Source organism: Hydrogenophaga sp. BPS33 (assembly GCF_009859475.1).
In the GTDB taxonomy this organism is placed as follows: Bacteria; Pseudomonadota; Gammaproteobacteria; order Burkholderiales; family Burkholderiaceae_C; genus Hydrogenophaga.
This window is the reverse complement of sequence record NZ_CP044550.1, coordinates 58,899-84,581: the sequence shown is the minus strand read 5'-3', so window position 1 is coordinate 84,581 and position 25,683 is coordinate 58,899. Positions and strand designations below refer to the sequence as shown.

General features: G+C 61.6%; 29 protein-coding genes and 2 pseudogenes. 21 read left to right on the top strand and 10 right to left on the bottom strand.

Going from position 1 to position 25,683, the window contains the following annotated elements; all coding sequences use genetic code 11:
- Positions 1-3: 3 nt before the first annotated feature.
- Both F9K07_RS29830 and F9K07_RS29825 read right to left on the bottom strand, forming a co-directional pair.
- Positions 4-881, bottom strand: a pseudogene (locus tag F9K07_RS29830) (IS3 family transposase); the annotation flags it as partial.
- A 59-nt stretch (positions 882-940) separates the two neighbouring features.
- A protein-coding gene (locus F9K07_RS29825; protein WP_201451459.1) for an IS3 family transposase occupies positions 941-2,076 on the bottom strand; the annotation gives its coding sequence in 2 pieces (ribosomal slippage) (positions 941-1,824 and positions 1,824-2,076; 1,137 coding nt in all).
- Between the two features lie 311 nt (positions 2,077-2,387).
- Here F9K07_RS29825 and F9K07_RS29815 point away from each other — a divergent pair.
- Positions 2,388-4,034: a tetratricopeptide repeat protein gene (locus tag F9K07_RS29815; RefSeq protein WP_159597245.1), complete on the top strand. Its 1,647-nt coding sequence runs from the start codon at positions 2,388-2,390 to the stop codon at positions 4,032-4,034.
- 621 nt (positions 4,035-4,655) lie between these two features.
- On the opposite strand, the gene arsH is transcribed toward F9K07_RS29815, so the two are convergent.
- From arsH to F9K07_RS29785, 6 genes are all read right to left on the bottom strand, one after another.
- A complete protein-coding gene (gene arsH, locus F9K07_RS29810) occupies positions 4,656-5,372 on the bottom strand; it encodes an arsenical resistance protein ArsH (protein ID WP_159597244.1) in 717 nt (238 codons plus the stop codon).
- Positions 5,359-6,423, bottom strand: coding sequence for an ACR3 family arsenite efflux transporter (arsB, locus tag F9K07_RS29805; RefSeq protein WP_159597243.1), 1,065 nt, complete (start codon positions 6,421-6,423; stop codon positions 5,359-5,361). The genes arsH and arsB overlap by 14 nt, the downstream gene beginning before the upstream one ends.
- 64 nt (positions 6,424-6,487) lie before the next feature.
- Positions 6,488-6,988, bottom strand: a complete 501-nt coding sequence (locus F9K07_RS29800; RefSeq protein WP_159597242.1) for an arsenate reductase ArsC — start codon at positions 6,986-6,988, stop codon at positions 6,488-6,490.
- A 22-nt stretch (positions 6,989-7,010) separates the two neighbouring features.
- Positions 7,011-7,337, bottom strand: coding sequence for an ArsR/SmtB family transcription factor (locus F9K07_RS29795; protein WP_159597241.1), 327 nt, complete (start codon positions 7,335-7,337; stop codon positions 7,011-7,013).
- On the bottom strand, positions 7,330-8,589 hold the full coding sequence (gene arsJ, locus F9K07_RS29790) for an organoarsenical effux MFS transporter ArsJ (protein ID WP_159597240.1): 1,260 nt from the start codon (positions 8,587-8,589) through the stop codon (positions 7,330-7,332). Before arsJ ends, F9K07_RS29795 begins: the two co-directional genes overlap by 8 nt.
- 1 nt (position 8,590) lies before the next feature.
- Positions 8,591-9,634 carry an ArsJ-associated glyceraldehyde-3-phosphate dehydrogenase gene (locus tag F9K07_RS29785; RefSeq protein WP_159597239.1) on the bottom strand — a complete coding sequence of 348 codons (1,044 nt, stop codon included), beginning with the start codon at positions 9,632-9,634 and terminating at the stop codon, positions 8,591-8,593.
- 423 nt (positions 9,635-10,057) lie between these two features.
- Between F9K07_RS29785 and F9K07_RS29780 the strand changes: the two genes are divergently transcribed.
- From F9K07_RS29780 to F9K07_RS29725, 12 genes and pseudogenes are all read left to right on the top strand, one after another.
- The gene (locus F9K07_RS29780) at positions 10,058-12,307 is read left to right on the top strand and encodes a heavy metal translocating P-type ATPase (RefSeq protein ID WP_442907460.1); all 2,250 of its coding nucleotides are present in this window, start codon (positions 10,058-10,060) and stop codon (positions 12,305-12,307) included.
- A 96-nt stretch (positions 12,308-12,403) separates the two neighbouring features.
- Entirely contained in the window at positions 12,404-12,775 is a 372-nt protein-coding gene (locus tag F9K07_RS29775; protein ID WP_159597238.1) for a DUF3703 domain-containing protein, read from the top strand.
- Positions 12,776-12,801: 26 nt separating this feature from the next.
- On the top strand, positions 12,802-13,176 hold the full coding sequence (locus F9K07_RS29770; RefSeq protein ID WP_159597237.1) for a hypothetical protein: 375 nt from the start codon (positions 12,802-12,804) through the stop codon (positions 13,174-13,176).
- 95 nt (positions 13,177-13,271) lie between these two features.
- A complete protein-coding gene (gene lspA / locus F9K07_RS29765) occupies positions 13,272-13,796 on the top strand; it encodes a signal peptidase II (RefSeq protein WP_159597236.1) in 525 nt (174 codons plus the stop codon).
- A pseudogene (locus tag F9K07_RS29760) lies at positions 13,793-13,927 on the top strand (disulfide bond formation protein B); the annotation flags it as partial. The gene lspA and the pseudogene F9K07_RS29760, both read left to right, overlap by 4 nt.
- Before the next feature lie 185 nt (positions 13,928-14,112).
- Positions 14,113-14,484: a DUF3703 domain-containing protein gene (locus F9K07_RS29755; RefSeq protein WP_159597235.1), complete on the top strand. Its 372-nt coding sequence runs from the start codon at positions 14,113-14,115 to the stop codon at positions 14,482-14,484.
- Between the two features lie 26 nt (positions 14,485-14,510).
- Positions 14,511-14,885 carry a hypothetical protein gene (locus F9K07_RS29750; protein WP_159597234.1) on the top strand — a complete coding sequence of 125 codons (375 nt, stop codon included), beginning with the start codon at positions 14,511-14,513 and terminating at the stop codon, positions 14,883-14,885.
- A gap of 243 nt (positions 14,886-15,128) precedes the next feature.
- Positions 15,129-15,545: a disulfide bond formation protein B gene (locus F9K07_RS29745; RefSeq protein WP_159597233.1), complete on the top strand. Its 417-nt coding sequence runs from the start codon at positions 15,129-15,131 to the stop codon at positions 15,543-15,545.
- Complete coding sequence (locus F9K07_RS29740; RefSeq protein ID WP_159597232.1) at positions 15,542-16,198, top strand: DsbA family protein; 657 nt, start codon at positions 15,542-15,544, stop codon at positions 16,196-16,198. Before F9K07_RS29745 ends, F9K07_RS29740 begins: the two co-directional genes overlap by 4 nt.
- On the top strand, positions 16,195-16,827 hold the full coding sequence (locus tag F9K07_RS29735) for an SCO family protein (RefSeq protein WP_159597231.1): 633 nt from the start codon (positions 16,195-16,197) through the stop codon (positions 16,825-16,827). The genes F9K07_RS29740 and F9K07_RS29735 overlap by 4 nt, the downstream gene beginning before the upstream one ends.
- Positions 16,828-16,841: 14 nt before the next feature.
- Positions 16,842-17,165, top strand: coding sequence for a YnfA family protein (locus tag F9K07_RS29730; protein WP_159597230.1), 324 nt, complete (start codon positions 16,842-16,844; stop codon positions 17,163-17,165).
- Positions 17,162-17,824 carry a DsbA family protein gene (locus F9K07_RS29725; RefSeq protein WP_159597229.1) on the top strand — a complete coding sequence of 221 codons (663 nt, stop codon included), beginning with the start codon at positions 17,162-17,164 and terminating at the stop codon, positions 17,822-17,824. The genes F9K07_RS29730 and F9K07_RS29725 overlap by 4 nt, the downstream gene beginning before the upstream one ends.
- A gap of 145 nt (positions 17,825-17,969) precedes the next feature.
- On the opposite strand, the gene F9K07_RS29720 is transcribed toward F9K07_RS29725, so the two are convergent.
- Positions 17,970-18,446 (bottom strand): MerR family transcriptional regulator, encoded by a 477-nt coding sequence (locus F9K07_RS29720; protein WP_236582123.1) that lies wholly within the window; start codon positions 18,444-18,446, stop codon positions 17,970-17,972.
- Positions 18,447-18,518: 72 nt separating this feature from the next.
- Here F9K07_RS29720 and F9K07_RS31655 point away from each other — a divergent pair, with 72 nt between their 5' ends.
- From F9K07_RS31655 to F9K07_RS29685, 8 genes are all read left to right on the top strand, one after another.
- Positions 18,519-18,839: a hypothetical protein gene (locus tag F9K07_RS31655; RefSeq protein WP_201451628.1), complete on the top strand. Its 321-nt coding sequence runs from the start codon at positions 18,519-18,521 to the stop codon at positions 18,837-18,839.
- Positions 18,836-19,483, top strand: a complete 648-nt coding sequence (locus F9K07_RS29715) for a redoxin domain-containing protein (RefSeq protein ID WP_236582121.1) — start codon at positions 18,836-18,838, stop codon at positions 19,481-19,483. The genes F9K07_RS31655 and F9K07_RS29715 overlap by 4 nt, the downstream gene beginning before the upstream one ends.
- Positions 19,484-19,589: 106 nt before the next feature.
- Positions 19,590-20,543 (top strand): arsenic resistance protein, encoded by a 954-nt coding sequence (locus F9K07_RS29710; RefSeq protein ID WP_159597226.1) that lies wholly within the window; start codon positions 19,590-19,592, stop codon positions 20,541-20,543.
- Positions 20,544-20,612: 69 nt separating this feature from the next.
- Positions 20,613-21,266, top strand: coding sequence for an ArsR/SmtB family transcription factor (locus F9K07_RS29705; RefSeq protein ID WP_159597225.1), 654 nt, complete (start codon positions 20,613-20,615; stop codon positions 21,264-21,266).
- Between the two features lie 98 nt (positions 21,267-21,364).
- Positions 21,365-22,114 (top strand): MBL fold metallo-hydrolase, encoded by a 750-nt coding sequence (locus tag F9K07_RS29700; RefSeq protein WP_159597224.1) that lies wholly within the window; start codon positions 21,365-21,367, stop codon positions 22,112-22,114.
- 7 nt (positions 22,115-22,121) lie between these two features.
- The gene (locus F9K07_RS29695) at positions 22,122-23,399 is read left to right on the top strand and encodes an MFS transporter (protein WP_159597223.1); all 1,278 of its coding nucleotides are present in this window, start codon (positions 22,122-22,124) and stop codon (positions 23,397-23,399) included.
- A 27-nt stretch (positions 23,400-23,426) separates the two neighbouring features.
- Complete coding sequence (locus tag F9K07_RS29690) at positions 23,427-23,885, top strand: rhodanese-like domain-containing protein (protein ID WP_159597222.1); 459 nt, start codon at positions 23,427-23,429, stop codon at positions 23,883-23,885.
- Positions 23,886-23,897: 12 nt separating this feature from the next.
- Complete coding sequence (locus F9K07_RS29685; RefSeq protein ID WP_159597221.1) at positions 23,898-24,329, top strand: hypothetical protein; 432 nt, start codon at positions 23,898-23,900, stop codon at positions 24,327-24,329.
- Between the two features lie 183 nt (positions 24,330-24,512).
- Here F9K07_RS29685 and F9K07_RS29680 read toward each other — a convergent pair whose 3' ends face one another.
- Entirely contained in the window at positions 24,513-25,610 is a 1,098-nt protein-coding gene (locus F9K07_RS29680) for an SUMF1/EgtB/PvdO family nonheme iron enzyme (RefSeq protein WP_236582120.1), read from the bottom strand.
- Positions 25,611-25,683: the final 73 nt, after the last annotated feature.

The window sequence follows — 25,683 nt, the reverse complement described above, 5'->3', positions numbered from 1 at the left end:
GCCCTGGCTACCCTGGTCGGAGTGGTGCAGCAAGGCCACGGGTCTGCCCCGGCGCCACACGGCCATCATCAGCGCGTCCACCACGAGCTGGGAGGTCATGCTCTCCTGCATCGACCAGCCCACGATGCGACGGGAGTACAGGTCCAGCACCGCAGCCACGTACAGCCAACCTTCTGCTGTCCAGATGTAGGTGAAGTCGGCCACCCACTTCTGGTTCGGGCCATCGGCCTGGAACTGGCGGTCCAGCACGTTGTCAGCCACCGCGCTGCGCGCGCCCCGGTCCTTGGGCAGTCCACGACGACGGGGTCGAGCACGCAGTGCCTGCTCTCGCATGAGCCGCTCAATGCGGTGCAGACCACAAGCCTGACCTTGCTCCAGCACGTCGTGCCACACACGGCGTGCGCCGTAGGTGCGGTCGCTGCGCACGAAGCTCTGGTGGACCTGAGCGCCCAGCACTTCATCGCTGAGGCTGCGTTGGCTCCTGGGCCGCGTGAGCCACGCGTAGAAGCCGCCTCGCGAGACACCGAGCGCCTCGCACATCAGATTGACCGGCCAGGCCCCCCGGTGTTTCGCCACGAAGCCGAACTTCACATCGACTCCTTCGCGAAGTAGGCCGCGGCTTTTTTCAGGATGTCGCGCTCCATCTTGAGCTTGGCAACCTCCTTGCGCAGCCGCGCTATCTCGATGTCCTGGGCCTTTTGCTTGCCGTTGCCAGGGAACGCCTCCTGGGGCTCCTCTCGCAGCTCACGCACCCACTTGCGCAGCACGTTCTCGTGAACGTCCAGGTCCTTGGCCGCCTGGGCCACAGCCACCCCACGCTCAGTGACCAGCCTGACCGCCTCGAGCTTGAACTCTCGGCTGAATGTCCTTCTTCTCTCCATGAACCACCTCCGGTTTCATCTTCCTGGACTGCCCCCGGTCTAGTAGACAAACCGTCGCCTCAAGCCGAAGCGCGTTCAAACGCTTCGGGACTGACGCCGCCCAGGTGGCTGTGGCGGCGGGTTCGGTTGTAGAACGCTTCGATGTAGTCGAAGACATCGGAGCGTGCCAGGTCCCTGGTCTTGTAAATGCGCTTCTGGATGCGCTCTTTCTTCAGGCTGCTGAAGAAGGACTCGGCAACGGCATTGTCCCAGCAGTTCCCCCGTCTGCTCATGCTCGGCTCGAGGTCGTGGGCTGAACAAAACCGCTTGAAGTCGTCACTTCCGTACTGGCTGCCCTGGTCGCTGTGCACAATGACCCGCTGTTGGGGCTTTCGACGCCACACGGCCATCAGCACAGCGTCCAACGCGAGCTCTCTGCTCAACGAGGGCTTCATGGACCAGCCCACTACCTTGCGGGCGTAGAGGTCCAAGACCACCGCCAGATACAGCCAGCCTTGCCAGGTCCGGATGTAGGTGATGTCGGTGACCCAGACCTTGTTGGGCGCGTCCACCGTGAATTCGCGTTGCAGGTGGTTTGGCGCAATGAGGGAGGGTCTTCCTGCAATCGATCGAGGCTTCTTGTAGCCACGCACAGCCTTGATCTTGTGGCGCTGCATGAGGCGCTCCACACGATGCAGGCCGCAGGTTTCACCCGCCTCGCGAAGATCTGCAAACACCCGCCGAGCACCATAGACGCCGTGACTTGCTGCGTATGAATTTCGAATCATTTCAAGCAGCCGAGCGTCGTCTTTGGCCCGCTCGGACTGCGGGCATTGCAGCCATGCATAGAAGCCTGCGCGCGCCACCTGCAGCACCCTGCACATCAGGCTCAGGGCAAATTCATGACGATGTTCGATCATGAAGCGGTACTTCACTCGGGCTCCCTGGCAAAGTACCGCGCGGCTTTTTTTAGTAGGTCGCGCTCCTCTTCAATGCGGCGCATCTGGGCACGCAGCCGAAGAATTTCGCTCTTGGCCTCCAGCAACTCCTTGGATTGCTGCTCGGACTTGTCTGGCGCAACGGCCTTGACCCACTTGTACAGACTGTGTGCTGACACGCCTAAACGGGCGGCCACATCGGGCACGGTGTAACCGCGTTCGACGACCTGTTTGACTGCCTCTTCCTTGAATTCTGGTGAAAACCTTTGGGTGCTCATCGCACTTCCTCCTATGCTCAAAGGATAGGCGGGGTTTGTCTACCGGACCAGGGGCAGTCCATCCACCTTAACAAGGTGTCTTTGAAACCGGCAGCAGCCCACTTGCACGGCGCAGTGGTCAAAACCACCTGAGCCTCGACCAAGCTATTGATGTCATGAAGTCATGGGCTGAATGCTGGCGTGCGCGATGTGAACAACGGCAATGAAACGAGCTCCAAGAATCTACGCCTTGCACATCTGCGATGCTCAGAATACTGCGACGCGATTCACGTAACAGCTTCGTGACGCATGCGTAACGAGCACGCCACAGCTTGGAAATCACCTCGCAGATAAATTTTCCCGTGAATGGTCACAAGTGTCCGCAATGGTGCGACATGAGAACGCGAGACCATCTAACCGCACGGGAAAGAATGCGACGACAAGACGTACAGCTGCTGACACTTGCGAAACGAGGCGACCGCGATGCTCTTTGCGAAGTCGGGCAACGCTACTTGCTGGGCACTGAGGGGTTCTCGAAGTACATTGACCTCGGACTCAAGTACCTTTCGCATCCCTCGGTAGCGAACTCTAAGCTTTCGGCAACAATCATCGCTGACGCGCTGACGCTGAGCGAACTGGTCCGACGGAGTCTTTTGGTTGTGCTTATATCAGCAGCAAACGGTGGCGCAGCTTCCGCGCGTCTCAAGCTAGGCTTCTGGCGCGCGCTGACATATAGAGAGGTGGATTCCGTTCACCGTCTGTGGGCTCAAGCTAGCGCAGACGGCTGCCAACATGCGGCAGCGGCAATGAACGCGCTATCGAGCGGTACACACAACTCCATGAAGGTCGCCATGTCCACCCTTGCCTCTCTCCCTGAGATTGACGCCAGTGGAACGATGACTCAAGCACTGTCGTCGGCTGTGAAGAGTGGTGACCTGGACATTGCGGCTCGCGTCATGGAATACGCAGTGTCGATGGCAATAGATCAAACCTCGGAACTCTGTGATGCCATGTGCATTGCGCTGGTCGCAACCCAAAACCAGCGCATGACGTTGCCGCAGATGAATAGTGGTCGACTACAGTCGATGCTGGAGGACTGCGTGAAGCGGGGAAACTCATCTGCCGCTTTGGTCTTGGGTCGCGCCCTATGTGGCATTGATTCGGTATTCGCGTGGTCCGCTAGTTTGACCCCAAAGCGGAACGTCCGTGGCGGGACAGCCCTTCTCTTTCGCGCTGCAGACGCTGGGATTGAGGAGGCGTGGTTGCTCCTCTATCGGGTACACGCGTATGGTCAGGGGTCTGTCGCCAATCCACAAGCTGCCAGATTCTTCTTGGAGAAGGCCGCTTCGAGTGGGGACCCATGCGCGCAACGTCAACTGGGAGCCTCGATATTGAAATCGGCGCTCGACATCGAGGCGTTTGAAGCTGGCATGCATTGGATGACGCTGGCAGCGAATCAAGGTGATGCGATTGCCCGGAATCTCTTGGGAACGTTCGTGCTTCCAATTCGCGGAGAGAGCAAGAGAGCTTTCGAGGCGATAGACAAAATCGCTCGTCTGGATCCCGGTGTAGCTCATCGTCTCCGCATTGCGAGAGACTTTGGGCTGACTCGGACAGAGGCCATATGCGTTGACATTGCCTCAGGCTCGAGACCTTGGGGATTCGTTGTCTCCAAAGATGCCGCTGATGAAAGACTAAGGTCTCGCTTCAGTCGCGCAATTCCAGCTCTTGAATCAAGGTTTTTAGAACATGTTCGCGAGGCTGCCGAGTTTTTCAAACAAACCGGTGAAAGCGGCTCAGTCACGCGGGGTGACCGTCGACTAAGAGAACACAGGCTCAAGTATGTCCTCGAACTGTGCGACTTTGACGAGTCACTTTTCTTCGCACAGGTTCCGACCGCTACCATCGCGACACTTCGACAAGGTGCGAGTTGGGCGCACAGTGTCAAAAAGACGCTACGCACTGCTTTGGCCAACTAGGCAGTGAAGTCGGGCTTGGACGCCATTCGATACATGCCCTGGGGACCGAGGCCAACTTCAACGATACATTCTCCACAATCCCCACCAAGCCGCTGGTGCGAGGAAGACGACGCCCGCCATTCCTGGAAAGTAGCCGTAGCGCTGGCCCGTAAAGAATGGAAACACGAAATGAGCAAGCATCTGTGATGCCCATGGCGAAGAAGAACATTGATGCCAGGTAGTACCCAAAGGGGAGTCGTCGCCCTACTAGCCAGGGAATTCGCAGTCATGCAGTAGCCAAGATGTACAAAAGTGTGCCCAGCAATGTGCCGCTTGGAGGCGCCAGGACGCCGGTGATGCGACAGTGCGAGGAAAAAGTCCAAGTACCGCCCTTCCAGCGTAGGGTGCCAGAGTAGCTGCTCCCGCGCATTCTAGAAATCAAGGTCTTACAAGACCCCGTGCCGCAGGGGTGCCGCGGTTCGAGTCAAAGCGGTGCGACGGGCCTATGTCCTCGCCAAAGTTCTTGCGACTGGACTTCTCGCGTGAAGCCGCTCCCCGCGCGCTCCAACCACGACTCGCCGAACCGCGCGACGGGAGGGTGACACAAAAGCTAGCCCTCGTGACACGCGTCTCCATCTCGCGCTAGATCTGAGCTTGATTCACCCGCCGCATCAGTTGCTCAGCACTTTCCTTTCGCTCGCTGTAGCGGTCCACTAGGTATGGTGCCACGTCGCGCGTGAGCAGCGTGAACTTCACCAGTTCTTCCAGCACATCGACCACGCGATCGTGAAACGCCGATGGCCTGAGGCGATCGTGCTCATCGAACTCTTGGAAAGCCTTGGCGATAGACGACTGGTTGGGAATGGTGAGCATGCGCATCCAGCGCCCGAGCACGCGCATCTGGTTGACCGCGTTGAACGACTGGGAGCCGCCGCTGACCTGCATTACGGCCAGCGTCTTGCCTTGTGTGGGTCGCACGGCGCCCAACGCCAGCGGAATCCAGTCGATCTGCGCTTTCATGATGCCGGTCATGGCGCCGTGGCGCTCGGGCGAGCACCACACCATGCCCTCGGCCCATGCCGCGAGCTCACGCAACTCGGCCACCTTGTGGTGGGTCTCAGGCGCGTCGTCGGGGAGTGGCAGGCCGCTGGGGTTGAACACGCGGGGCTCGGCGCCCATAGCCTGCAGCAGTCGAACCGATTCTTCTACCACAAGCCGGCTGCACGAGCGTACGCGCAGCGAGCCATAGAGCAGCAGGATGCGCGGCGCGTGTGTCGACGGCTGTGCCGGGCGAAGGCGCTGCGGATCTGGCGCCTGGAAGTGTTCGGCGGCCAGTTGCGGTAGATCAGCGAGAGGCATGCAGGCGTTTTCCAATGTCGTTGTTTGATTTGTTGATGAGTTTTTCCGCAGGCCTCCAGGCGTTGACCAAGGCCACCAGCGAAAGCATCACTGGTACCTCAACCAGCACGCCGACCACGGTGGCCAGCGCGGCACCGGAGTTCAAGCCGAACAGCGAGATCGCGACCGCTACGGCCAGCTCAAAGAAGTTCGACGTGCCGATCAGGCAGGCCGGCCCGGCAATGTCGTGACGCAGCTTGAGCCACTTCGCTCCCCACCAAGTGATGAAGAAGATGCCGTACGACTGGAGGATCAACGGCACCGCGATGAGCGCGATCACCAGTGGTTGCGCCACGATGGTCCGCGCCTGAAAGCCAAACAGCAGGACCACGGTGGCAATGAGCCCGGCCACTGACCAGGGCTTTAACTTCGCCACGAAGTCGCCGACGGCGTGATCGGATTTCTTGCCCAGCAGGTGACGCGTGGCCATTCCGGCCAAGAGCGGAAGAACCACATACAGCACCGTGGACAGCACCAGCGTTTCCCATGGCACAGTCACGTCCGTCACGCCCAGCAGAAAAGCCGCGATGGGTGCGTATGCCACGACCATGACGAGGTCGTTCACCGAGACCTGCACCAGGGTGTAGTTGGCATCGCCTTTGACGAGCTGGCTCCAGACGAACACCATCGCTGTGCACGGCGCCACGCCCAGCAGGATCATGCCAGCGATGTACTCCTTGGCCGATTGCGGATCGACCCACGGAGCGAAGAGGTACTGGAAGAACAGCACGCCCAGCGCTGCCATGGTGAAGGGCTTGATAAGCCAGTTCACCACCAGCGTGAGCACCAGGCCCTGCGGACGCTGGCCGACGCCTTTCACCGCCGACCAGTCGATCTGGATCATCATCGGGTAGATCATCACCCAGATGAACACGGCGACTACCAGGTTGACGTGCGCGATCTCCAGCGCTGCCACCACCTCGAAGAGGCTGGGTAGCGCCAAGCCCAAGCCCACGCCGGCGGCGATGCCGCATGCCACCCATACCGTCAGATAGCGTTCAAAAAGTCCCATACCTCATCACCTCAAAACGAAAACGCCCAGGGCACCGATGGCGCCTGGGCGAGGAAGCAAACAATCAGGACTTGACTTGGCCGATGCTGGTGAGCTCTTTGTGCAGTGCGAGCTTGTCCAGCTTGTCCATAGGGAGAACCATGAAGAGCGAGATGCGACGGCTCAGCACCATGAAGCTGTCGTTGAACGCGCGACGAATGGCTTCCTCGCTGCCCTTCGCCGCCGCTGGGTCTTCCACCCCCCAATGGGCGGACATCGGTTGACCGGGCCAAACGGGGCACACCTCGCCGGCCGCTTTGTCGCACACGGTCAACACGAAGTCCATCACTGGCGCATCGGAAGTCGCGAACTCACTCCAGTTCTTGCTGCGCAGACCGGTCGTCTTGAAATGGCTGCGCTCCAGGAGTTCGATGGCATTCGGATTGACGGCACCCGCCGGATGACTCCCCGCGCTGTAAGCACGGAAGCGGCCTGCGCCGAGCTGGTTCAGGATGGCTTCGGCCATGATGCTGCGCGCCGAGTTGCCGGTGCAGATGAACAAGACGTTGTAGGTGGGTTTCAACATGGGAGTCTTTCGGTGTGGATGTTCAGGGACAGTCGGTACAAACGACCTGATTGACTTCGCAGGGCTGCCCTTCGCAGCAATGCGCGGTGAGAAAACCCAGCAGTCCGTTCATCTGCGGAATGCTGGCGCGGTAGATCAGGTGACGGCCATCTCGCTCGCTGCCGGCCAAGCCGGCATGCACCAGCTCTTTGAGGTGGAACGAGAGTGTGGTGGGCGAGCACCCCAGCGCCTCGGCCATCTGGCCGGGCGAGACCCCTTGAGGTCCGGCCACCACCAGCAGGCGGAAGATGCGCAGGCGTGTTTCCTGCGCGAGCGCCCCGAGGGCGCGCACGACGTCAGCTTCATCCATGATTCAGTCTTTCGTTCTTTGCAAGGGCATCAACCTGCTTCCTTACAGGAAGTAGCAGTGTGAGCAGCCAGCAGATCATCAGCATCACGGCAGAGCCCGCCAACGCGTACAGCAGGCCACCCCATTGGTACAGCAATCCGGACATGAGCGTTCCCATGAAACGCCCCAATGCATTGGCCGCGTAGTAAAAGCCGACATCCTCTGCCGCCTTTTCCGAGCCGGCGTACGCCAGGATGAGGTACGAGTGCACCGACGAGTTGACGGCAAACGCAAAGCCGAACAGACCCAAACCGCCCACCACCACCCACTCCAGGTTAGGCACCTGCAGGTAGACAGCGACGGCAATGCCGACCGGCACCAGCGCCAACAATGCGGACCACAGTCGTGCGGCGGGCACTTCAGCGCTCAAGCCGTCTGCACTGCGGCGAACCAGTTGCGGCGCGAGCGCCTGCACCAGTCCATAGCCAATCGTCCAGGCCGCGAGAAAGCCACCCACCATGGTGAAGGTCCAGCCTTGCGAGTACAAGAACACCGGCACGCCCACCACGAACCACACGTCGCGCGCACCGAACAGCACGACGCGCGCCGCAGCCAGGGCGTTGATGCCGGCGTTCTTCGCGAACAACTCTTTGGCCGACTTGGACGCCTTGCTCTTGCCCATCATGGCAGGCAACGAACTGATCACACCGATCAAAACCAAAGCGAGCAGGCCCGCCATGCACCACAGCGACGCTTGAAAACCGAGAGACTCCAGCAGCAGGCCTCCCAAAAAGAAGCCAACGCCCTTCATCGCGTTCTTGCTGCCCGTGAACCACGCCACCCACTTGAACAGCTGGCTCGAACCCTGCTCTTTGGCTTGCGAGGCCGTGACCTTGATCGCCGACTTGCTTGCAGTCTTGGTCAAATCCTTCGCTACCCCGCAAATGCCTTGGGCCAGAACCACCCAGGCAACCGACATAGCGGCGGTCCACGCAGGATCAAGCATCGAGAGCAGCGTGAAGCCGATGATCTGCGTGACCAAGCCCACCGTGAGCATGCGCGTGATGCCGTAGCGCGTGGCGAGCCAGCCGCCGATCAGGTTGGCCAGCACGCCCGCCGCCTCATACAGCAGGAAAAGGAACGCGAGAGCAAACGGGGAATAACCGAGCTTGTAGAAGTGCAGCAGCACCAGCATGCGCAGCGCGCCGTCGGTGAGCGTGAAACCCCAGTAGGCGGCGGTGACGATGGCGTAGTTGCGCGCGGCGTGCTGCATGTCAGATGCCCGCTTCGCTCATATGGCAGGCCAGGTCGACCATGCGGCAGGCGTAGCCCATCTCGTTGTCGTACCAGGCGTAGACCTTGAGCAGCGTACCGTCGGTCACCATGGTGGAGAGCGCATCCAAGATGGAGCTGCGTGTGTCGCGTGCGTAGTCGGCGCTGACCAGCGGACGCGTCTCATAGCCAAGAATGCCCGCCAGCGAGCCTTTTGCCGCGGTGGCGAACAGCGCGTTCACCTCCTCGGCCGTGGTCTCGCGCTTGAGTTCGAACACGCAGTCGGTGAGCGACGCGTTGAGCGCGGGCACGCGCACCGCATGGCCGTTGAGCTTGCCTTTGAGTTCAGGGTAGATCAACGCGATAGCGGTGGCGCTGCCTGTGGTGGTCGGAGCCAGACTCATCAGCGCACTGCGCGCGCGGCGCAGATCCTTGTGCGGTGCGTCCACCACCAGGTTGGTGTTGGTTGGGTTGTGCAGCGTGGTGATCTGGCCGTGGCGAATGCCGATAGCCTCGTGCACCACCTGTACTACCGGCGCCAGGCAGTTGGTCGTGCAAGACGCGGCGGTGACGATGCGGTCGCGCGCGGGGTCGTACTGCGTGTGATTCACACCCACGACGATGTTGAGCACGCCACCGACCTTGACGGGTGCGGCCACGATGACGCGCTTAGCGCCGCGGTCCAGATGGCCTTGCAGGGTCTCGGGTGTAAGGAACTTGCCGGTGCACTCCAGCACCACGTCCACACCCAGATCGCCCCAAGGAATCTCTGCTGCCGTGCCGTGGGTGCTGAACGACAGCCGCTGCTCATCGATGCGGATGGTGTCCTCGCCCTCAGCAGCGATGTCTGCTCGCCATTTGCCTTGCACGCTGTCGAAAGCAAGCAGGTGCGCCGTGGCGGCGGCGCCGCCCTTGAGTTCGTTGAGGTGCACCACCTCCAACCGATTGCCTGCACGCGGATCGTCGTTTTGCCGATCGGCGGCCCCCATGGCCGCGCGCAGCGCCAGTCGCCCGATGCGGCCCATGCCGTTGATGCCAACCTTCATGTAGTTCTCCATTGAGAGATCATTGCAATAGTTCAATTATTATAGAACTATTGCGCAAACTTGTGGCAAAGCCATGACGAGGTAGATCGGGAGTCGCCCTCGCCAGGCTGACTTCAAAGCATCGTCACGGGGTCCTGCGGATTGAGGTCGCTCCTTTGAGTCTTGCGCTTGGTGACCGCCCCGACACTCAGAGCGCACGCCGACGCCCGGCCTCTTGACCTTGGAGTTGGTATAGGGTTTTAAATATCCTAAAAGCGAGAACCCATGGCAAAACACCACCCTCAAGACAAAGCGCCCATCGAATCCAGCGGTGCGTCAACATGCTGCGCTACTGTCAAAGCGCACATTCCCAACACTACGAGTCAAGCCGATGCCTGTTGCGGACCAGTAGCTTTGAGATCTACTCCGCCCGAGGATTCTGCGGTGTCGAGTTGCTGTGTACCTGCCGCGTCCAGTGGCGATGCGGCCTCATGTTGCGCGCCACCTGTCAACGTGAGTCGCGAACCCGTTGCCGGGGCGGTGATCGCGCCCAACACCTTCCGCATCCCCACGATGGACTGCACGGTCGAAGAGTCCGAAATTCGCCGGTTGGTCGAGCCCATCGCCGGCATTCGTGGTTTGCACTTTCGGTTGAACCAGCGAACGCTGCGGATCGATGGCGCCGAAGATGCGGTCACTGCCGCCTTGACCGCCATTCGCAAGGCTGGCTTCGCGCCCGAGACCGTGACGGCGCCGACCGCAGCGGGCGCCGCCACCGACGACCATGGCCATGGCCATGACCATGACCACACACATGACCATGCGCCCGGCGGGGGCTACGCGCGCTATGCCGCCGCACTCGTCTTCGCGACGCTCGCGGAAGGCATCTCCTATTTCGCCCCGGAAACTATGGTCTGGAAGGCGCTTGGAATGGCGGTGGCCGCCGCCGCGATCTGGCTGGCAGGCCTTGAAACCTATACCAAGGGGCTGAACGCGCTGCGGCACGGCAAGCTCAACATCAATGCCCTCATGTCGGTCGCGGTCACGGGGGCGTTCATCATCGGCCAGTGGCCCGAAGCCGCGATGGTGATGGCGCTGTACGCCATTGCCGAACTCATCGAGGCCCGCGCCGTGGACCGCGCACGCAATGCCATCAAGGGCCTCGTGGACCTGGCACCCGACGACGCGGAAATCCTGCAGCCGGACGGAAGCTGGAACCGCGTCAAGGCCACCGAGGTGGCGCTGAACGCCATCGCACGGGTCAAGCCCGGCGAGCGCGTCGCATTCGACGGCGTGGTGACCAAAGGCAACAGCAGCATCAACCAGGCCCCGGTCACGGGCGAGAGCATTCCGGTCGACAAGGAGCCGGGCAGCCAGGTGTTCGCGGGAACGATCAACGAAAACGGCGAGCTTGAATTTCGTGTGACCGCCGCGTCCAGCAATTCCACCCTCGCGCGCATCATCCACGCCGTGGAGGAAGCACAAGGCACCCGCGCGCCGACGCAGCGTTTCGTGGACCGCTTCGCCGCGATCTACACACCGGCCGTCTTCGCCATGGCATTGGCGGTCGCCGTGCTACCGCCCTTGCTGCTCGACTGGGAGTGGCTGACCGCCATCTACAAGGCACTGGTGTTGCTCGTGATCGCCTGCCCTTGCGCTCTGGTGATCTCGACGCCGGTGACCGTGGTGAGTGGCCTCGCCGCCGCCGCGCGCCGCGGCATCCTGATCAAGGGTGGCACCTACCTCGAAGATGCCCGCCTGCTCAAGGCCGTGGCCCTGGACAAAACCGGCACGCTGACCGAGGGCAAGCCGAAACTGGTGGCCTTCAAGGCATGGGGGCAGACCGACGAGGGTCAAGCAAGGCGCTGGGCCAAAAGCCTCGCAGCCCGCTCTGACCACCCCGTGTCCAAATCCATTGCGGCGGGCATCGAGGGCGTGGCAGCAGATGTCGAGCGGTTCACGGCATTGCTGGGTCGTGGCGTAGAAGGCGCGGTGGACGGCAAAGCCATGGTTCTGGGCAACCACCGTCTCATCCGCGAACGCAACCAGTCCAACGAACAGCTCGATGCCGAGCTGATGGCCCATGAAGCACAAGGTCGCACCGTCACCTTGCTGGCGGACGACACCGGTGTGCTCGGCCTGTTCGCCGTGGCCGACACCATCAAGGCCAGCTCGGTGGCGGCGGTGGCGCAGCTCAAGCAACTGGGTGTCACCCCGGTCATGCTGACGGGCGACAACACGGCCACCGCGCAGGCGGTGGCACGCGAGTCGGGCATCGACGATGCGCGCGGCGGGCTGCTGCCAGAAGACAAGCTCTCGGCGATCAAAGAGATGCGCGAGCGCTACGGCCCGACAGCCATGACCGGCGACGGCATCAACGATGCACCGGCATTGGCCCAGGCCGACATTGGCTTTGCCATGGGCGGTGCCGGCACGGACACGGCGATGGAAGCGGCCGACGTCGTGATCATGAACGACAACCTGGGGCGCATCGCGGAGACGATCCAGCTGAGCCGCAGGACGCATGCGATCCTGTGGCAGAACATCAGCCTGGCGCTCGCCATCAAGGCGGTCTTCTTCGTGCTGGCGGTGTTCGGCAGCGCAACGATGTGGATGGCGGTGTTCGCCGACATGGGCGCCAGTCTCCTGGTGGTGGGCAACGGCTTGCGCCTGCTGCGGCGCGTCACATCGTGACCAGCCCGATGGCGGCGCTGACCCTGCACGGTGGTTGGGCGGTGCTTCGGCAGACGCAGGTAGAACTCGGCAAGAACCACGTTGAAGGAGGCCACAATGGCCACAGTCACTGGCCCGCACGCTGAACGCCGATTCGATGCTGCCACGCATGCTCGCTTGATGCTCGAAGCGAAGTCCGCAGGCTCCACCGAGCAGGCCTGGCTGTATCTGGAGGCGGCTCATATCGTGGGACAGCTTCACCTGAGGCCGCATTTGCAGACGCACGCACACATGCTGGGCCTGTCCTTGCGCGCACGCGACTGGCCCGAGGCTGCAGGCCAGATGCTCAGATTGGCGTTGGTGCCCTTGGGCCACATGAGCGGGCGCTTGCCACTGGGCAACCCGGGGCGCTCCACAGTGAGTGCCTTCGAACCTCTGCCGGTACGCCCGGAACTGGCCGACTTGATTGCCCGTGCAAGCGACGACTGAAATGCCCGCCGCTTAAAATCCACTGCATGCGCGCCTTCCTGGTCATTCTGATGCTCACGCTGCTGCCGCTGCAGTTTTCTGCCGCAGCGGAGGCTGAATGCTGCGGCCACGTTGCGGTCGCCCAAGGGTCACAGGTCCAACACCGTCAGCCCGCCCATATGTTGGCTGGTTCGGGTTCGGAAGAGCTGGCCACCAACGGCCTGGGCTTTGATCTTGACTGTGGAACCTGTCATACGAATTGCGCTGCAGCTCTGACGGCGACTTCCGCAACCACGGCTGTCCCCGTTGGCATCGAGCGGGTCGAACACCTGGTCGAACTCATCTTGCCGCCCTGGCACAAGCGACCCTATCGTCCCAAATGGTCTGCCCCGCGAGGTTCGGGGTTGAACGCTTTGGCCTGATGGACTGACAGGCACCTCCTCCCCGATCCCCTGGCTTCAAGTGGCCGCCATCGCACACGCTGGCCGACCTCGGATCGTTCTGGAAGGACTCTCTCATGACCGCTCGCTGGGCCCAGCGAAACCCGCGATGGACGTGGCTTGCTGCCATCGCGGCACTCTTGTTTGTTGATCAGATCAGCAAATCGTATTTCTCAACCACCCTTGCACTCGGGGAAGCGGTTCGGGTGACCGAGTGGCTCAACTTTGTGCATGTGCTCAACACGGGCGCGGCCTTTTCGTTGCTGGCCGATGCGGGTGGCTGGCAACGCTGGTTCTTCATCGGCGTATCGGTGTTGGTGGTCGGTGTCGTCTCCGTCGTGTGTCTTGCCCGGCAAGCCGCGCCGCTGGATCGGTGGGTGGGCGCCTTCGTGGTGGGCGGTGGCGGCGGCAACCTCGTGGACCGCGTCCAGATCGGTGCCGTGGTGGATTTCCTCGATTTCCACTGGCGCAGCATTCACTGGCCCGCCTTCAACCTGGCAGATGTCTTCATCGTCTGTTCCATGTTGGTGTGGTGCTTCGCATCCCTGAAAGCGCCGCCGCGCCGATCGCCCCGCAAAACACCCGGGGAGTTGCCCTCATGAAACATGGCTGGCTCTGGCTCATGGCCGCCTGGGGTGTTGCCCTGGTGTCCACGCTCGGTGCGCTTTTCATCGGAGAGGTCATGGGAATGACGCCCTGCCTGCTCTGCTGGCAACCCCGAGTGATCATCTATGGACACTGATGGGAAGCCCCGTCAGCATTGGTGTTTGGAGTACTCATCAATGTCCATAGAAGGCGTTCGGAAGTCCTGCGATCGAGCCGCTGATTGTCCCTCCCTACTAGCCCTACACGGTGGTTGGGCTGTGCTTCGGCAAGCGAAGGAAGAACTCTGTAAAAACCACGCTGAAGGAGACCTTCATGGCCATGTTCACTGACCCGCAGGCCGGTCGCCGGTTCGATGCTGCCACGCATACTCGTTTGATGCACGAAGCGAAGTCGGCTGGCTCCACCTCGCAAGCCTGGTTGTATCTGGAGGCGGCTCATATCGTGGGACAGCTCCATCTAAGGCCCCATTTGCAAACGCACGCGCACATGCTGGGCCTGTCCTTGCGCACACGCGACTGGCCCGAGGCTGCCGGCCAGATGTTCAGGTTGGCGTTGGTGCCCTTGGGTCACCTGAGCGGGCGCTTGCCGCTGGGCAACCCTGGTCGATCCATCGTGAGTGCCTTCGAGCCTATGCCGGTGCGTCCGGAACTGGCCGACTTGATCGCCCGTGCAAGCGACCACTGAAATGCCCACCGCTTAAAATCCGCCGCATGCGCGCTTTCCTGGTCATGCTGATGTTCACGCTGCTACCGCTGCAATTTTCTGCAGCAGCGGCGGTTGAATGCTGCGGCCACGTTGCGGTCACCCAAGAGGCACAGCTCCAACACCATCAGCCCACCTTCATGTCGGCCTGGTCGTGTACGGAAGACCTGGCCACCAACGACCTGGGCTTTGATCTTGACTGTGGAACCTGCCATGCGAATTGCGCTGCAGCCGTGACCGCGACCACCGCGACCATGGTCGACCCCGCTGGCATTGAGTTGGCTGAGCACCTCGTCGAACGCTTCCTGCCGCCCTGGCCTGAGCGACCGTACCGCCCACGATGGTCCACCCCGAGAGGTTCGGGGTTGAACGCTTACGCCTGATGCGCTGACGCACACGTCTTCCCCGATCCGCTGACTTCAGTGACCGCCGTTTCACACGGTGACTGACCCTGGATCGTTTAGGAAGGACTTTTTCATGACCGCTCGCTGGACCCAGCGAAATCCGCGATGGACGTGGCTTGCCGCCGTCGCGACACCCTTATGCGTCGATCAGCTCATGTGCCTTGAATCACTGAAAGCCTCGTCGCGCTCATCGCCCCGTAGAACATCCGAGGAGTTGCCCTCATGAAGCATGGCTGGTTCTGGATCATGGCCGCATGGGGTATCGCATTGGTTGCCACGCTGGGCGCGCTTTTCATCGGGGAGGTGATGGGCATGACGCCCTGTCTGCTTTGCTGGTATCAGCGCATCTTCATGTTCCCGTTGGCGCTCATCCTGGGCATGGCGGCCTTCGCAGAAGACCGGCGTGGAGCTGTCTATGCGCTGCCGCTTGCGCTGGGTGGTGCAGCCATGGCCGGCTACCACACCGCCTTGGTGGCCGATTGGGTGCCGAAATGGTGGGTGCCTTGTGGCACTGGACCTTCGTGCAGCGAACAGAGTCTCGAAATCCTCGATGGCATCCAGATTCCCTGGTTGTCCCTCCTGGCCTTCATCGCCATCGCCATCCTGCTTTTTGTTTACTTGAGAAAGACCCGTTCATGAACGCCAAGAGAATCACCGTCATCGGCCTGGTGGCCATCGTTGCCCTGTTCTTCTACCTGGGCATGAACGCCTACCAGAAGCGCGTGCAGACCGCGCAGGACGAGCAGGCCAAGGCGGAGCAGACCCGTCTGGTGCGCATGCATTCACCGGTTTTCGGTCCACAAGGCGCGCCGGTCACCATCGTCGAGTTTTTTGACCCGGCCTGCGAGACCTGCCGCGCGTTCTACCCCCTCGTGAAGAACCTGATGGCCCAGTACCCCAACGACGTGCGGCTCGTGATCCGCTACGCGCCATTCCACCAAGGCTCGGACCGGGTGGTCAAGCTGCTGGAGTCGGCCAAGGGCCAAGGCAAATACCAGACGGTGCTTGAAGCCGTGCTGGCCGCGCAGCCCGCCTGGGCTGATCATGCTCAGCCCAACATCGAGATCGCTTTCAAGGTGGCTGAGCAGGCCGGGCTGGACCTCGTCAAAGCGCGCCAGGACATCGAGAAACCCGGCATGCAGTCCTTGCTGCAGCAAGACATCGAAGACCTCACCGCGCTGCAAGTCACCAAGACGCCCACCTTCTTCGTCAATGGCCGCAGCCTGCCGAGCTTCGGACCCGATCAACTGGCCGCACTGGTGGCCGAAGAAGTGGCCAAGGCAAAAAAATGAAGCACACGACACCCGCACGTCCGTTCAACCGGCGCACGGTTCTGGCGTTGAGCACCGCGTGGCTCGCCGGGGGCGGTTTCCTGGCCGGCTGTTCGCCCAAGGCGCCCACGTTCAAGAGCACCGACATCACGGGCGCCGCATTTGCACAAGACTTGAAACTGACCGACCACACCGGTCAATCTCGCACCATGGCTGATTTCCGCGGCAAAGCCGTCGTGGTGTTCTTCGGCTTCACGCAGTGCCCCGACGTGTGCCCCACCTCCATGACCACCCTCGCCGAGGTCAAGCGCCTCATGGGCGATCAAGGCAAGCAGTTGCAGGTGCTCTTCATCACGGTGGACCCGGAGCGCGACACACTGCCGCTGCTCAAGGAGTACATGGCCAACTTCGATCCGACGTTTCTGGCGTTGCGTCCCGAGCCGGCTGAACTCAAAGCTGTGGCGGACAGTTTCAAGATCTACTATCGCAAGGCCGAAGGCATCACACCGACCTCGTACACGATGGATCACTCGGCGGGCAAATATGTGTTCGACAGCAATGGCGCCGTGCGCCTGTTCTCCAGCTACGGCACGGAGCCCGCCGTGATCGCCGAAGACATCCTGACTCTGCTGAATTCAATGAAAGGTTGAAGTCCGCTGCCGATATGAAAACACTGCTGCTCTACCTGGCCACTGCCATCGCCGAAATCATTGGTTGCTATTTGCCGTTGCTGTGGTTGCGCGGCCAGGGCTCGGGCTGGCTGCTGTTGCCAGCGGCTGCCGTGAGCCTGGCCACGTTTGCCTGGCTGCTCACCTTGCACGCAGCGCCCTCGGGGCGGGTCTACGCTGCTTACGGCGGGGTCTATGTGGCGGTTGCACTGGCGTGGCTGTGGTCTGTTGACGGCATCCGTCCGTCCACTTGGGACTGGGTGGGTGTGGCCGTAACGCTGGCGGGCATGGCGATCATTGCGTACCAGCCTCGAACATGAACCGCCGCCTCCTTGTTTCTCTCTCGGCGTTGGCCGCCTTCGTAGTGTTTGCTGCCGCTGTCTTTCTCTATCAGCGACACACCCTGCAAGTTGCGGCATTTGTGGCCTCAGAGCAAGCCGGTGCGATGGTCCGGCCGCACTCGCCAGTCATTGGTATCGCGGATGCGCCGGTCACCATCGTGGAGTTCTTCGATCCTGCATGTGAAGCCTGCAAGGCATTTCATCCCCAGGTAAAACAGATCCTTGTGGCGTTTCCGCGAGAGGCACGTCTGGTGATTCGGTACACGCCTTTTCACAGGGAATCTTCTGTGGAAGCGGTGAAGATTCTTGAGGCGGCACGTGCGCAGGGGAAGTTCGAACCCATGCTCGAGGCCTTGCTGGATGGCCAGCGTGCGTGGACGGGTCAGGGGACACGAGCCATCGATCGCGCATGGGCTATCGCGCAGTCTGCCGGCCTTGACGTGGAGCGGGCACGAAAACACATTGCCAAGGGCTCGGTGGACGTGATGCTGGCGCAGGACGTCGTGGACCTGAAGGCGATCGGAGTCCGGGCTACCCCGACTTTCTTCGTCAATGGAAAACCGCTGTCTTCGACCGATCCAGGGCGACTCTACGATCTGGTCAAAAGCGAAGTGGAGCGTGTCGGGAAATCTCCCTGACAATAGAAGAATCTAGGCGTACTAGGTTTGGGCGTGGGTGGACGCAACAGGCCAACTCGACGCAAATGCGCTCCGCAGTGACGGCAGCGAGGCGCAGATGGGAAGCAGCGCTAGTTGTCGCCAATGGCCTACTATGTAGGATGGACTACCCGCAACAGCGACTCGGTTGTGTTTTGGCCGATTTTGCTACCCTGGCGGCGTCGCTCAGACTCAAATCCTGAAGGATGTTGCACTTGGGCGCGGGCCCCCCTGCGCATTGCTCCGTGCACGCAGTCACAAAGCTGCTCAAGGTCCTCTCAAGGGCTAGCAGTTCCGTCAACTTCGCGCGCACTCTGTCAAGGTGGACCTGGGCGATTTCACGTGCTTCCACACAATCGGCATCGTCCCTGGAAGCAAGGCCGACCAGCGCCTTCGTCTCCTCCACAGAGAAGCCGAAATCCCGGCAATGGCGGATCAGCATGAGCAGCTCTTGCGCATCCGCGGTGTACACACGGTGGCCGCTCGGCCGGCGCATGGCTTCGGGAATGAGACCGACTTCCTCGTAATAGCGAATCGCTGAGACGTTCAGTCCTGTGCGCTCCGCCAGCGTTCCGATGGTCAATTGCGTGGGACGGTTATTCATCGTCGGCCCTTGCATCTCAAGCTACTTGAGGTTTTAGAGTCAGTCTATCCGAACTGCTTGCAAGGAAATCTAATGAAAAAACCAATGCTCACTACCCTTGGATTGGCTGGAGCCTGCGCGGCAGGCTGCGCCATACCCATTCTCGTGCCCTTAACCACAGGCTTGTCGGTGGCCGGGCTGATCGGATTCAACTGGGAGCAACTGTCGGGCCATCAGAGTCTTGTGGCCGTCACGGCCGCCAGCGCAGCTGCGTCTGTGGTTGCGCTGGGCATCTGGACGTTCCGGCGTCGGCGCTCAAATGCGAGCAACCAACTCAGTGCAGTTCAAAACGAAGCATCGCTGCCTGCGTCCTTATGCGGATGCAGTGGGGCAACCTCCAAGAAATCCATATGAAAAATCTGATTGCCACTGCCGCCGTTCTCATGGCGGTTGCCACCACCCCCATCGCCCATGCACAGGCGATCGTCGGGCAACCGGCCCCGGCGTTTCAGGCGACGGATGTGAGCGGCAAGCCCGTTCGGCTCGCTGATTTCGCCGGCAAGCACGTCGTGCTCGAATGGTTCAATCCGGGCTGCCCGTTCGTGCAGAAACACTACAACAGCGGCAACATGCCAGCCACCCAGAAGGTTGCCCTGTCCAAGGGAGCGGTGTGGATCTCCATCAACTCCGACGCGCGAGAGCCGGGCGACAAGAAGGCGGCCTCCACGTTCCCCAACTGGCTCAAGCAAAAAAGCGCTTCGCCCACCGCAGTCCTGCTGGATGGCGGGGGAACCATCGGCAAGACCTATGGTGCGCGAGCAACGCCGCACATGTTCGTGATCGATCCGCAGGGCAAGTTGGTCTATGCAGGTGCCATCGACAGCAAGCCCAGCACGAACCCGGATGACATCAAAACCGCGACCAACTACGTCAGTCAGGCCCTGAACGAATCCATCGCTGGCAAGGCTGTGAGCAAACCCATATCCCAAGCCTACGGGTGCAGCATCCATTACGGATGGGGAGACGCAGTGAAGAAGCTATTGAAGCCGGCTGGGTAGACTCCCAGCCTTGAGGTAGGCGGCGCTGCGATACTTCGGCCGGCCGCGAGGCGCCCTTTTACGTGTGGCGCGCACCTGTATTTGGCTGACCTGAGAACTTCCGAGAATGCAACACGTAAGAGATGCGCTGGAGCGGCATCAGATTTCGATTTACTTTGCGGCCGTTGTCATTGCGACCGTTGTCGCTTTGACGGTCCCAGGCACGGCAGTGCTAGAAGGGGTCATCAATCCAGCCCTCGCGGTGATGCTGTACGTGACCTTCCTGCAGGTTCCAGTAGCGGAACTCAGACGAGCTTTTGGTCAAGTTCAGTTCCTGGGCGCGCTGCTGTTCGCCAATTTCCTTGTTGTACCGTTGCTGGTCTGGGGACTGATCCAGTTTCTGCCGGCAGACCCCATGCTTCGCCTGGGCGTGCTACTGGTCTTGCTCACGCCGTGCATCGACTATGTGGTCACCTTCGCCCACCTTGGGCGAGCCGATGCGCGGCTGCTGCTGGCATCCACGCCCGCTTTGCTCATCACGCAGATGGTCCTTCTGCCGGGATATCTGCGCCTGTTTCTCGGGGAGGATGCAGCGCGCCTGGTCCAGGCAGGACCCTTCATCCATGCATTTGTGTGGTTGATCGCGATTCCGTTGGCACTTGCTGCCATCACGCAGCTCTGGACAGCGAAGAGTGCACTCGGCGCAAGCGCTTCGACGGGCTTGGGCCTGCTTCCGGTGCCTGCGACCGCGCTCGTACTCTTCGTGGTGGTTGCCGCTGTGCTGCCGCAACTCGGCCCGGCAATTGGCTCCGCTCTAAACGTTGTGCCTACGTACATCGCGTTCGCAGTCCTCGCACCCTTGCTGGGATGGTTTGTAGGGCTACTGTTTGGAATAGATGCGCCTGCCGGCCGCGCGGTCGCCTTCAGCGCCGGCACCCGCAACTCGCTGGTCGTATTGCCCCTGGCGCTTTCAGTGCCAGGGGCAATACCCGTGCTACCTGCTGTCATTGTCACGCAGACGCTGGTCGAGTTGTTGGGCGAATTGGTTTACGTCAGGCTAATGCCTCGGTTAGGAAGGTAACCCTACCTGAACCTCGGTCGACACACGTGTCGATTTTGACTTCATTCAAACAATCCCTAGAATGTCGTCATGAGAGAACTCAAAAACCACCTTTACGACCAGGTTGCGCGCATCGGCAAGGCTGTCGCCAGTCCCAAGCGCCTGGAGCTCATCGAGTTGCTGTGCCAAGGTGAGAAGACCGTCGAGATGCTGGCTTCTCAGGCGGACGTCAGTGTCAAGCTGGCCAGCGCCCACTTGAAAGAGTTGCGCCTGGCGCGCCTGGTGGACACCCGCAAGGACGGCAAGTACGTCCTGTATCGGCTGGCGAGTACCAGCGTGGCCGATCTGTGGGTGAACTTGCGCACGGCAGCCGAGGAGCGTCTCGTTGAACTGCAGATGGCGCTCGCCTCCATCGTCGAGCACGGAGACGACCTGCAGGGCGTCAACCGCGCCGACATCTTGCGTCGTGCTGCCGCCGGTGAAGTGCTTGTGCTGGACGTGCGGCCCGAGAATGAGTACGCCGCGGCTCATCTGCCTCACGCGCGCTCGCTGCCGGTGGATGCACTGAAGAAACGCATCGCCGAGTTGCCCAAGGACATCCCGGTGGTTGCCTATTGCCGTGGCCCCTTCTGCCTGATGGCCAAGGATGCCGTCGAGCTTCTGCGCAAGAAGGGCTATCAGGCCTTTCACCTCACCGACGGGGTGGCCGAATGGCGAGCCCGAGGCTTGCCGGTGACGAACTGAGAAGACCTCATCCCAGGTGCAACCGCAGCACCCTCGACGAAATCACCCAATGGACAGCTTAGGCCGACAAGGCTTGTGCTCTGCCCCAGGAGACCACCATGTTTTTCCGCCAAAGACCGGCTGCCAACGCCACGCTCTCTTATCTTTTCGGTTGTGCTGGTTTGCAGAAAGCTGTTGCGGTCGATGTTGTGGCTGGCGATGAAGACTGGTTCATGGAAGAGGCGCAAAGAGCAGGCGCGCAAATCGTCCATGTCATCGACACGCATGTCCACGCGGACCACTATTCGGGAGGTCTGGAACTCGCGCGACGGGTCGGGGCCGCCTACCACTTGCACGAGAGCAACCTGGGTCGCGTGGGCTTCGATTTTTCCCCATTACACGACGGGCAACGACTGGAAGCGGGCAACGTGGTTGTGGACATTGCCCACACGCCCGGGCACACCCCGGACAGCGTTTGCCTGATGGTGCGAGACCTGCGCCGGGGTGATGAGCCCTGGTTCGTCCTGACCGGCGATACGCTCTTTGTTGGTGCGGTCGGGCGACCTGACCTGGCGGAGCGGGAGCACGAGATGGCTGCACAGCTCTATGACACGTTGCAAAACCGCTTGCTGAACCTGCCCAACGAGCTGGAGATCTATCCGGGTCACCAGGCCGGCAGCGCATGTGGTGCCGGCCTGTCGGGCAAACCGGCATCCACCATCGGCTTCGAGAAACGCTTCAATCCGATGCTGGCGATGGACAGGGCCGCGTTCGTGGCCGCCTTGACTGCAGAGATGACGCCCCGACCGGTCGACATGGCGCGCATCGTCGAGGCAAACTTGCGAGGCGTGGTGCCAGCCACCGTCTGAACAGGACATGCAGTTCGGCATCCGCGCCAACCTCGGTCAGTTTCTGCAGCAGTTGCTGCAGGTGCTGCTCGTGGGCATGACCATCGGGATGATGCGCAACGTCGTGCCTGCGCTGGCGGAGTCCGAGTTCGGTGTGCCGCGCGGCTCGTTCATGCTGCTCGCGGCCTTCGTCGTGGCTTTCGGTTTCGTCAAGGGAACGATGAACTTCGTTGCCGGGCGCCTGGCCGAAGAAATGGGCCGCAAACGGGTGCTGCTGTTCGGCTGGCTGGTTGCCTTGCCCATTCCGTTGCTCATCTACTTCGCAACCAGCTGGGCGTGGGTCGTGTTTGGCACCGTGCTGCTGGGCATCAACCAGGGTCTCACTTGGTCGATGACGCAGACGGCCAAGCTTGACATCACCCGGGCCGATCAGCGTGGCCTGGTGATCGGTTTGAACGAGTTCTCTGGCTACGTTGGCGTGGCCATCGCTGGCGTCATCACGGGCTACCTTGCCGCGATGTTCGGCCCGCGAGAGGGCCTCTTGTGGTTCGGCATGGGCGTGATTGGGCTGGCCACGGCGCTGTCCTGGCTCTCCATCTCGGAGACGCTGCCTTGGGCGCGAGACGAGGTGAAGCGCCACGCCGCTCCAGGTGCCCAAGCGCTCAGGCCACGATACCCAAAGGCGGTCAGCGAAAAGCCATCGACGGCCGAGATGTTCGCCCTGATGAGTTGGCGCGACCGCCGCATGGCGGCGATCTGCCAGGCCGGGTTGGTCGAGAAGTTCGTCGATGCCTTGGTCTGGGCGTTCTGGCCGGTCTACCTGCACCAGCAGGGCGTGAGTTTGCCCGGCATCGGCTGGATCGTCGGCATCTACGGCTTCACCTGGGGTGCCGCGCAGTTCTTCACCGGCCGTCTTTCCGACCGTATCGGAAGGCACATGTTGAACGCCTGGGGCATGTGGGTATGTGGTGCCGGCGTGGCCCTGATGCCGATGGGAACCGGCTCCCTGTGGTGGAGCGCATCCGCCACCGTCGCGGGCCTGGGCATGGCCATGCTCTACCCGAACCTGAGCGCTGCCGTGGCCGACATCGCCCACCCGAACTGGCGAGCGTCGGCCATCGGCATCTACCGCTTCTGGCGCGACCTGGGCTACGGCATCGGCGCGCTTGGCCTGGGGGCAGCTGCCGCGCTGGGTGGCCGCATCGAGAGCGCCTTCTGGTTCGTTGCCGTGGCCATGTTGCTGTCCGGCGCCATCTTGTTCCGCTGGGGGGAAGAAACCCACCCCCGCCTCAATCCCGCCACCTGATTTCCCTCAACCACTCTGGAGACAACCATGAACACGCGCCGACTGACCATGACCCTTGCCCTTGCGGCTGCCGCCTGCCTGCCACTGGCCGCGCACGCCCAGGCCGACAAAGCCACCACCAGCGCCCTGGAGGGCTACTTCGATTTTGCGGATGCCAACAGCGGCACCATCATGGCCGAGCAGCTGGCGGCAGAAGACTACAAGAAACTGTTCGTGCTCGACGTGCGCGACGCGGGGCAGTTTGCCAAGGATCACATCCCGGGTGCCATGAACATTGAATGGCGTCAGGTGTTTGCGCAGCGCGCCAAGCTGCCCAAGGACAAGACCATCCTCGTCTACTGCAACACGAGCTCGTTTGCCGGTCAGGTGGCCATGGCACTGCGTATGGACGGCTACGAGAACGTGCGTCTTCTGCACGGCGGCTACAACGAATGGAAGGCCAGCGGCGGCATGCAAGCCAGCAGCCGCGCCGGCAAGAAGGATTGAGGTTTTTGCGGCATGAATATCCGTACATTCGCATTGACGACTGCGCTGCTGGGCGCCTTGTCTACCTCATGGGCCCAGTCCGCTCCTGGGCCTTTGGAAATCGACGGCAGGAAAGTGCTGACCCTCGTCAGCAACGACCCACCGGGCCTGCGCTGCAACAACAACATCCAGGTCGCTGCCGAGCTGGCCAACACCTACAAGGTGCCCATCCTCATCTACCCGGTGTCGTTCATGCCGGCCGGTACCAAGGCGCCCATCGTCTGGTTCGGTGGCGAGAACATTGCCCAAAGTGGAGGCAAGCTCAACGGCATGATTTCGTACACCGAGCTGGCTGACCGATTCGAAGTCGAGGGAGTCGCGAAGCAGGACAAGTCCGGTTTGCTGATGGCCCCTGCTGTCAAGGGCAGTTTCGATGCGCTGAAGCAGAGCATCAAAGGGAAGTAGCCGCCGCAAAGCGCTCTGCCGCGCCTCACACAGTGGTGAATGTCCTGTGCTGCGCGCCACCACAAGACAGTGGGCCTCAACCCGACGCGAAGGCTGCCATCCACGCCTTCGGTCTCGATCATGTGCAGCAGCCGTTCGGTTCGTTCATTTCACGCCGAAGTTGCTGCGACCGCGAATCCGGTCTCAACGGGCACAGCTCCGGAACCCAGCTGGAATGTCATTGCGCGCAGCAGGAAAAAAGTTGCGGTAGTCGGGATGTCGCAAACGCGGCTGTGTGAGAAAAGACGCTCCGCGCAGCACGGGCCTTCCGTCGAACCACGGCAGGGAGTAGTCTCGATAGGGATGGCTTTGGAACCCAGTGAACGGTCCAAAGGCTGTGGCCGTCCACTCCCACACATCGCCCCAGCGGAAAGCGCCGGGCTGCGTGCGCGATGCCCACACCCACTCGGTTTCCGTTGGCAGACGGCGGCCGGCCCAACGGCACCATCCTGTGGCCTCATGGGCACTCAGATGACAAGCGGGTTCGTGCATGTCCAGTGTGCTCCACTGACCGTGTCGCCACCGGGTCCAGATCGAACCCTCGCGTCGCAGGTATCGAGGCATGGGGTTGGCACCAGCCTCGACGGCAGGCAGGTACTCAGCCCAGCGAACCACCTGCGCGTCGATGGTCGTCGCCTCCACTTGGTGGACCCGCTGGCCACATTCGTTGTCGAAACGAAACCCATCCTGCATGTCTCCGCCCAGCGTCAGCGTTCCGCGCAGCAGCTCAAGAGGCGTTGATGGTTCGGGCAGTGCCGGGCTCTTCCATCGTTCGTCATTCATCGGAATGCCCAGATGCTGAGCCATGTAAAGCGCGGCCTCATGGTGCATGTCTTCATGCAGCAGAACCAGGCGGTAGAAGTACAAGGCGCGAGGGTCGGAGCTGTTCACCCCCCTCAGGAAGGATAGGGTTCGCTCGAGCTGCTCGGCAAGCTGAACCCGGGTTTCGTCAACATCGGGCAACTTGAATTGCCATCGGCTGTCATGGGGCACTGCGCTCGAGTCGTACAACGCATCGTCGACGTGCGCCAGAATTGCCGCGGGGTCGGCATCCCAGCCCAGATGCCGATGAGGATTGCGGGCAATCCAGTGGTCCTGGAACCAGCCAATATGACCCAGCTCCCACAGAGGCGGGTTGACTTCGGGGTGGAGAGGCACCTTCAAATCAGGCAGCGCCGTGATGAAGGATTCAAAGGTGGACAGCGTGTCGCGGCGGCAGTCGAGCACGGCCTGGGCGAGCACATCCGCGCCCCCGTTGCGAGCGGCCTCGGCTTGGCTTGTGTCTGGCGCTATGCTTGTGGCGTGCATCTTCCTC

Coding starts and splice junctions, on each gene's coding strand:
- F9K07_RS29725 (WP_159597229.1), top strand. CDS start 17,162: ATGAACCGCCGCCTCCTTGTTTCTCTCTCGGCGTTGGCCGCCTTCGTA.
- F9K07_RS29785 (WP_159597239.1), bottom strand. CDS start 9,634: ATGAAGGTTGGCATCAACGGCATGGGCCGCATCGGGCGACTGGCGCTG.
- lspA (WP_159597236.1), top strand. CDS start 13,272: ATGACCGCTCGCTGGGCCCAGCGAAACCCGCGATGGACGTGGCTTGCT.
- arsJ (WP_159597240.1), bottom strand. CDS start 8,589: ATGCAGCACGCCGCGCGCAACTACGCCATCGTCACCGCCGCCTACTGG.
- F9K07_RS29770 (WP_159597237.1), top strand. CDS start 12,802: ATGCGCGCCTTCCTGGTCATTCTGATGCTCACGCTGCTGCCGCTGCAG.
- arsB (WP_159597243.1), bottom strand. CDS start 6,423: ATGGGACTTTTTGAACGCTATCTGACGGTATGGGTGGCATGCGGCATC.
- F9K07_RS29695 (WP_159597223.1), top strand. CDS start 22,122: ATGCAGTTCGGCATCCGCGCCAACCTCGGTCAGTTTCTGCAGCAGTTG.
- F9K07_RS29730 (WP_159597230.1), top strand. CDS start 16,842: ATGAAAACACTGCTGCTCTACCTGGCCACTGCCATCGCCGAAATCATT.
- arsH (WP_159597244.1), bottom strand. CDS start 5,372: ATGCCTCTCGCTGATCTACCGCAACTGGCCGCCGAACACTTCCAGGCG.
- F9K07_RS29740 (WP_159597232.1), top strand. CDS start 15,542: ATGAACGCCAAGAGAATCACCGTCATCGGCCTGGTGGCCATCGTTGCC.
- F9K07_RS29795 (WP_159597241.1), bottom strand. CDS start 7,337: ATGGATGAAGCTGACGTCGTGCGCGCCCTCGGGGCGCTCGCGCAGGAA.
- F9K07_RS29715 (WP_236582121.1), top strand. CDS start 18,836: ATGAAAAATCTGATTGCCACTGCCGCCGTTCTCATGGCGGTTGCCACC.
- F9K07_RS29705 (WP_159597225.1), top strand. CDS start 20,613: ATGAGAGAACTCAAAAACCACCTTTACGACCAGGTTGCGCGCATCGGC.
- F9K07_RS29710 (WP_159597226.1), top strand. CDS start 19,590: ATGCAACACGTAAGAGATGCGCTGGAGCGGCATCAGATTTCGATTTAC.
- F9K07_RS29720 (WP_236582123.1), bottom strand. CDS start 18,446: ATGAATAACCGTCCCACGCAATTGACCATCGGAACGCTGGCGGAGCGC.
- F9K07_RS29755 (WP_159597235.1), top strand. CDS start 14,113: ATGGCCATGTTCACTGACCCGCAGGCCGGTCGCCGGTTCGATGCTGCC.
- F9K07_RS29750 (WP_159597234.1), top strand. CDS start 14,511: ATGCGCGCTTTCCTGGTCATGCTGATGTTCACGCTGCTACCGCTGCAA.
- F9K07_RS29685 (WP_159597221.1), top strand. CDS start 23,898: ATGAATATCCGTACATTCGCATTGACGACTGCGCTGCTGGGCGCCTTG.
- F9K07_RS29800 (WP_159597242.1), bottom strand. CDS start 6,988: ATGTTGAAACCCACCTACAACGTCTTGTTCATCTGCACCGGCAACTCG.
- F9K07_RS29735 (WP_159597231.1), top strand. CDS start 16,195: ATGAAGCACACGACACCCGCACGTCCGTTCAACCGGCGCACGGTTCTG.
- F9K07_RS29745 (WP_159597233.1), top strand. CDS start 15,129: ATGAAGCATGGCTGGTTCTGGATCATGGCCGCATGGGGTATCGCATTG.
- F9K07_RS29690 (WP_159597222.1), top strand. CDS start 23,427: ATGAACACGCGCCGACTGACCATGACCCTTGCCCTTGCGGCTGCCGCC.
- F9K07_RS29700 (WP_159597224.1), top strand. CDS start 21,365: ATGTTTTTCCGCCAAAGACCGGCTGCCAACGCCACGCTCTCTTATCTT.
- F9K07_RS31655 (WP_201451628.1), top strand. CDS start 18,519: ATGAAAAAACCAATGCTCACTACCCTTGGATTGGCTGGAGCCTGCGCG.
- F9K07_RS29775 (WP_159597238.1), top strand. CDS start 12,404: ATGGCCACAGTCACTGGCCCGCACGCTGAACGCCGATTCGATGCTGCC.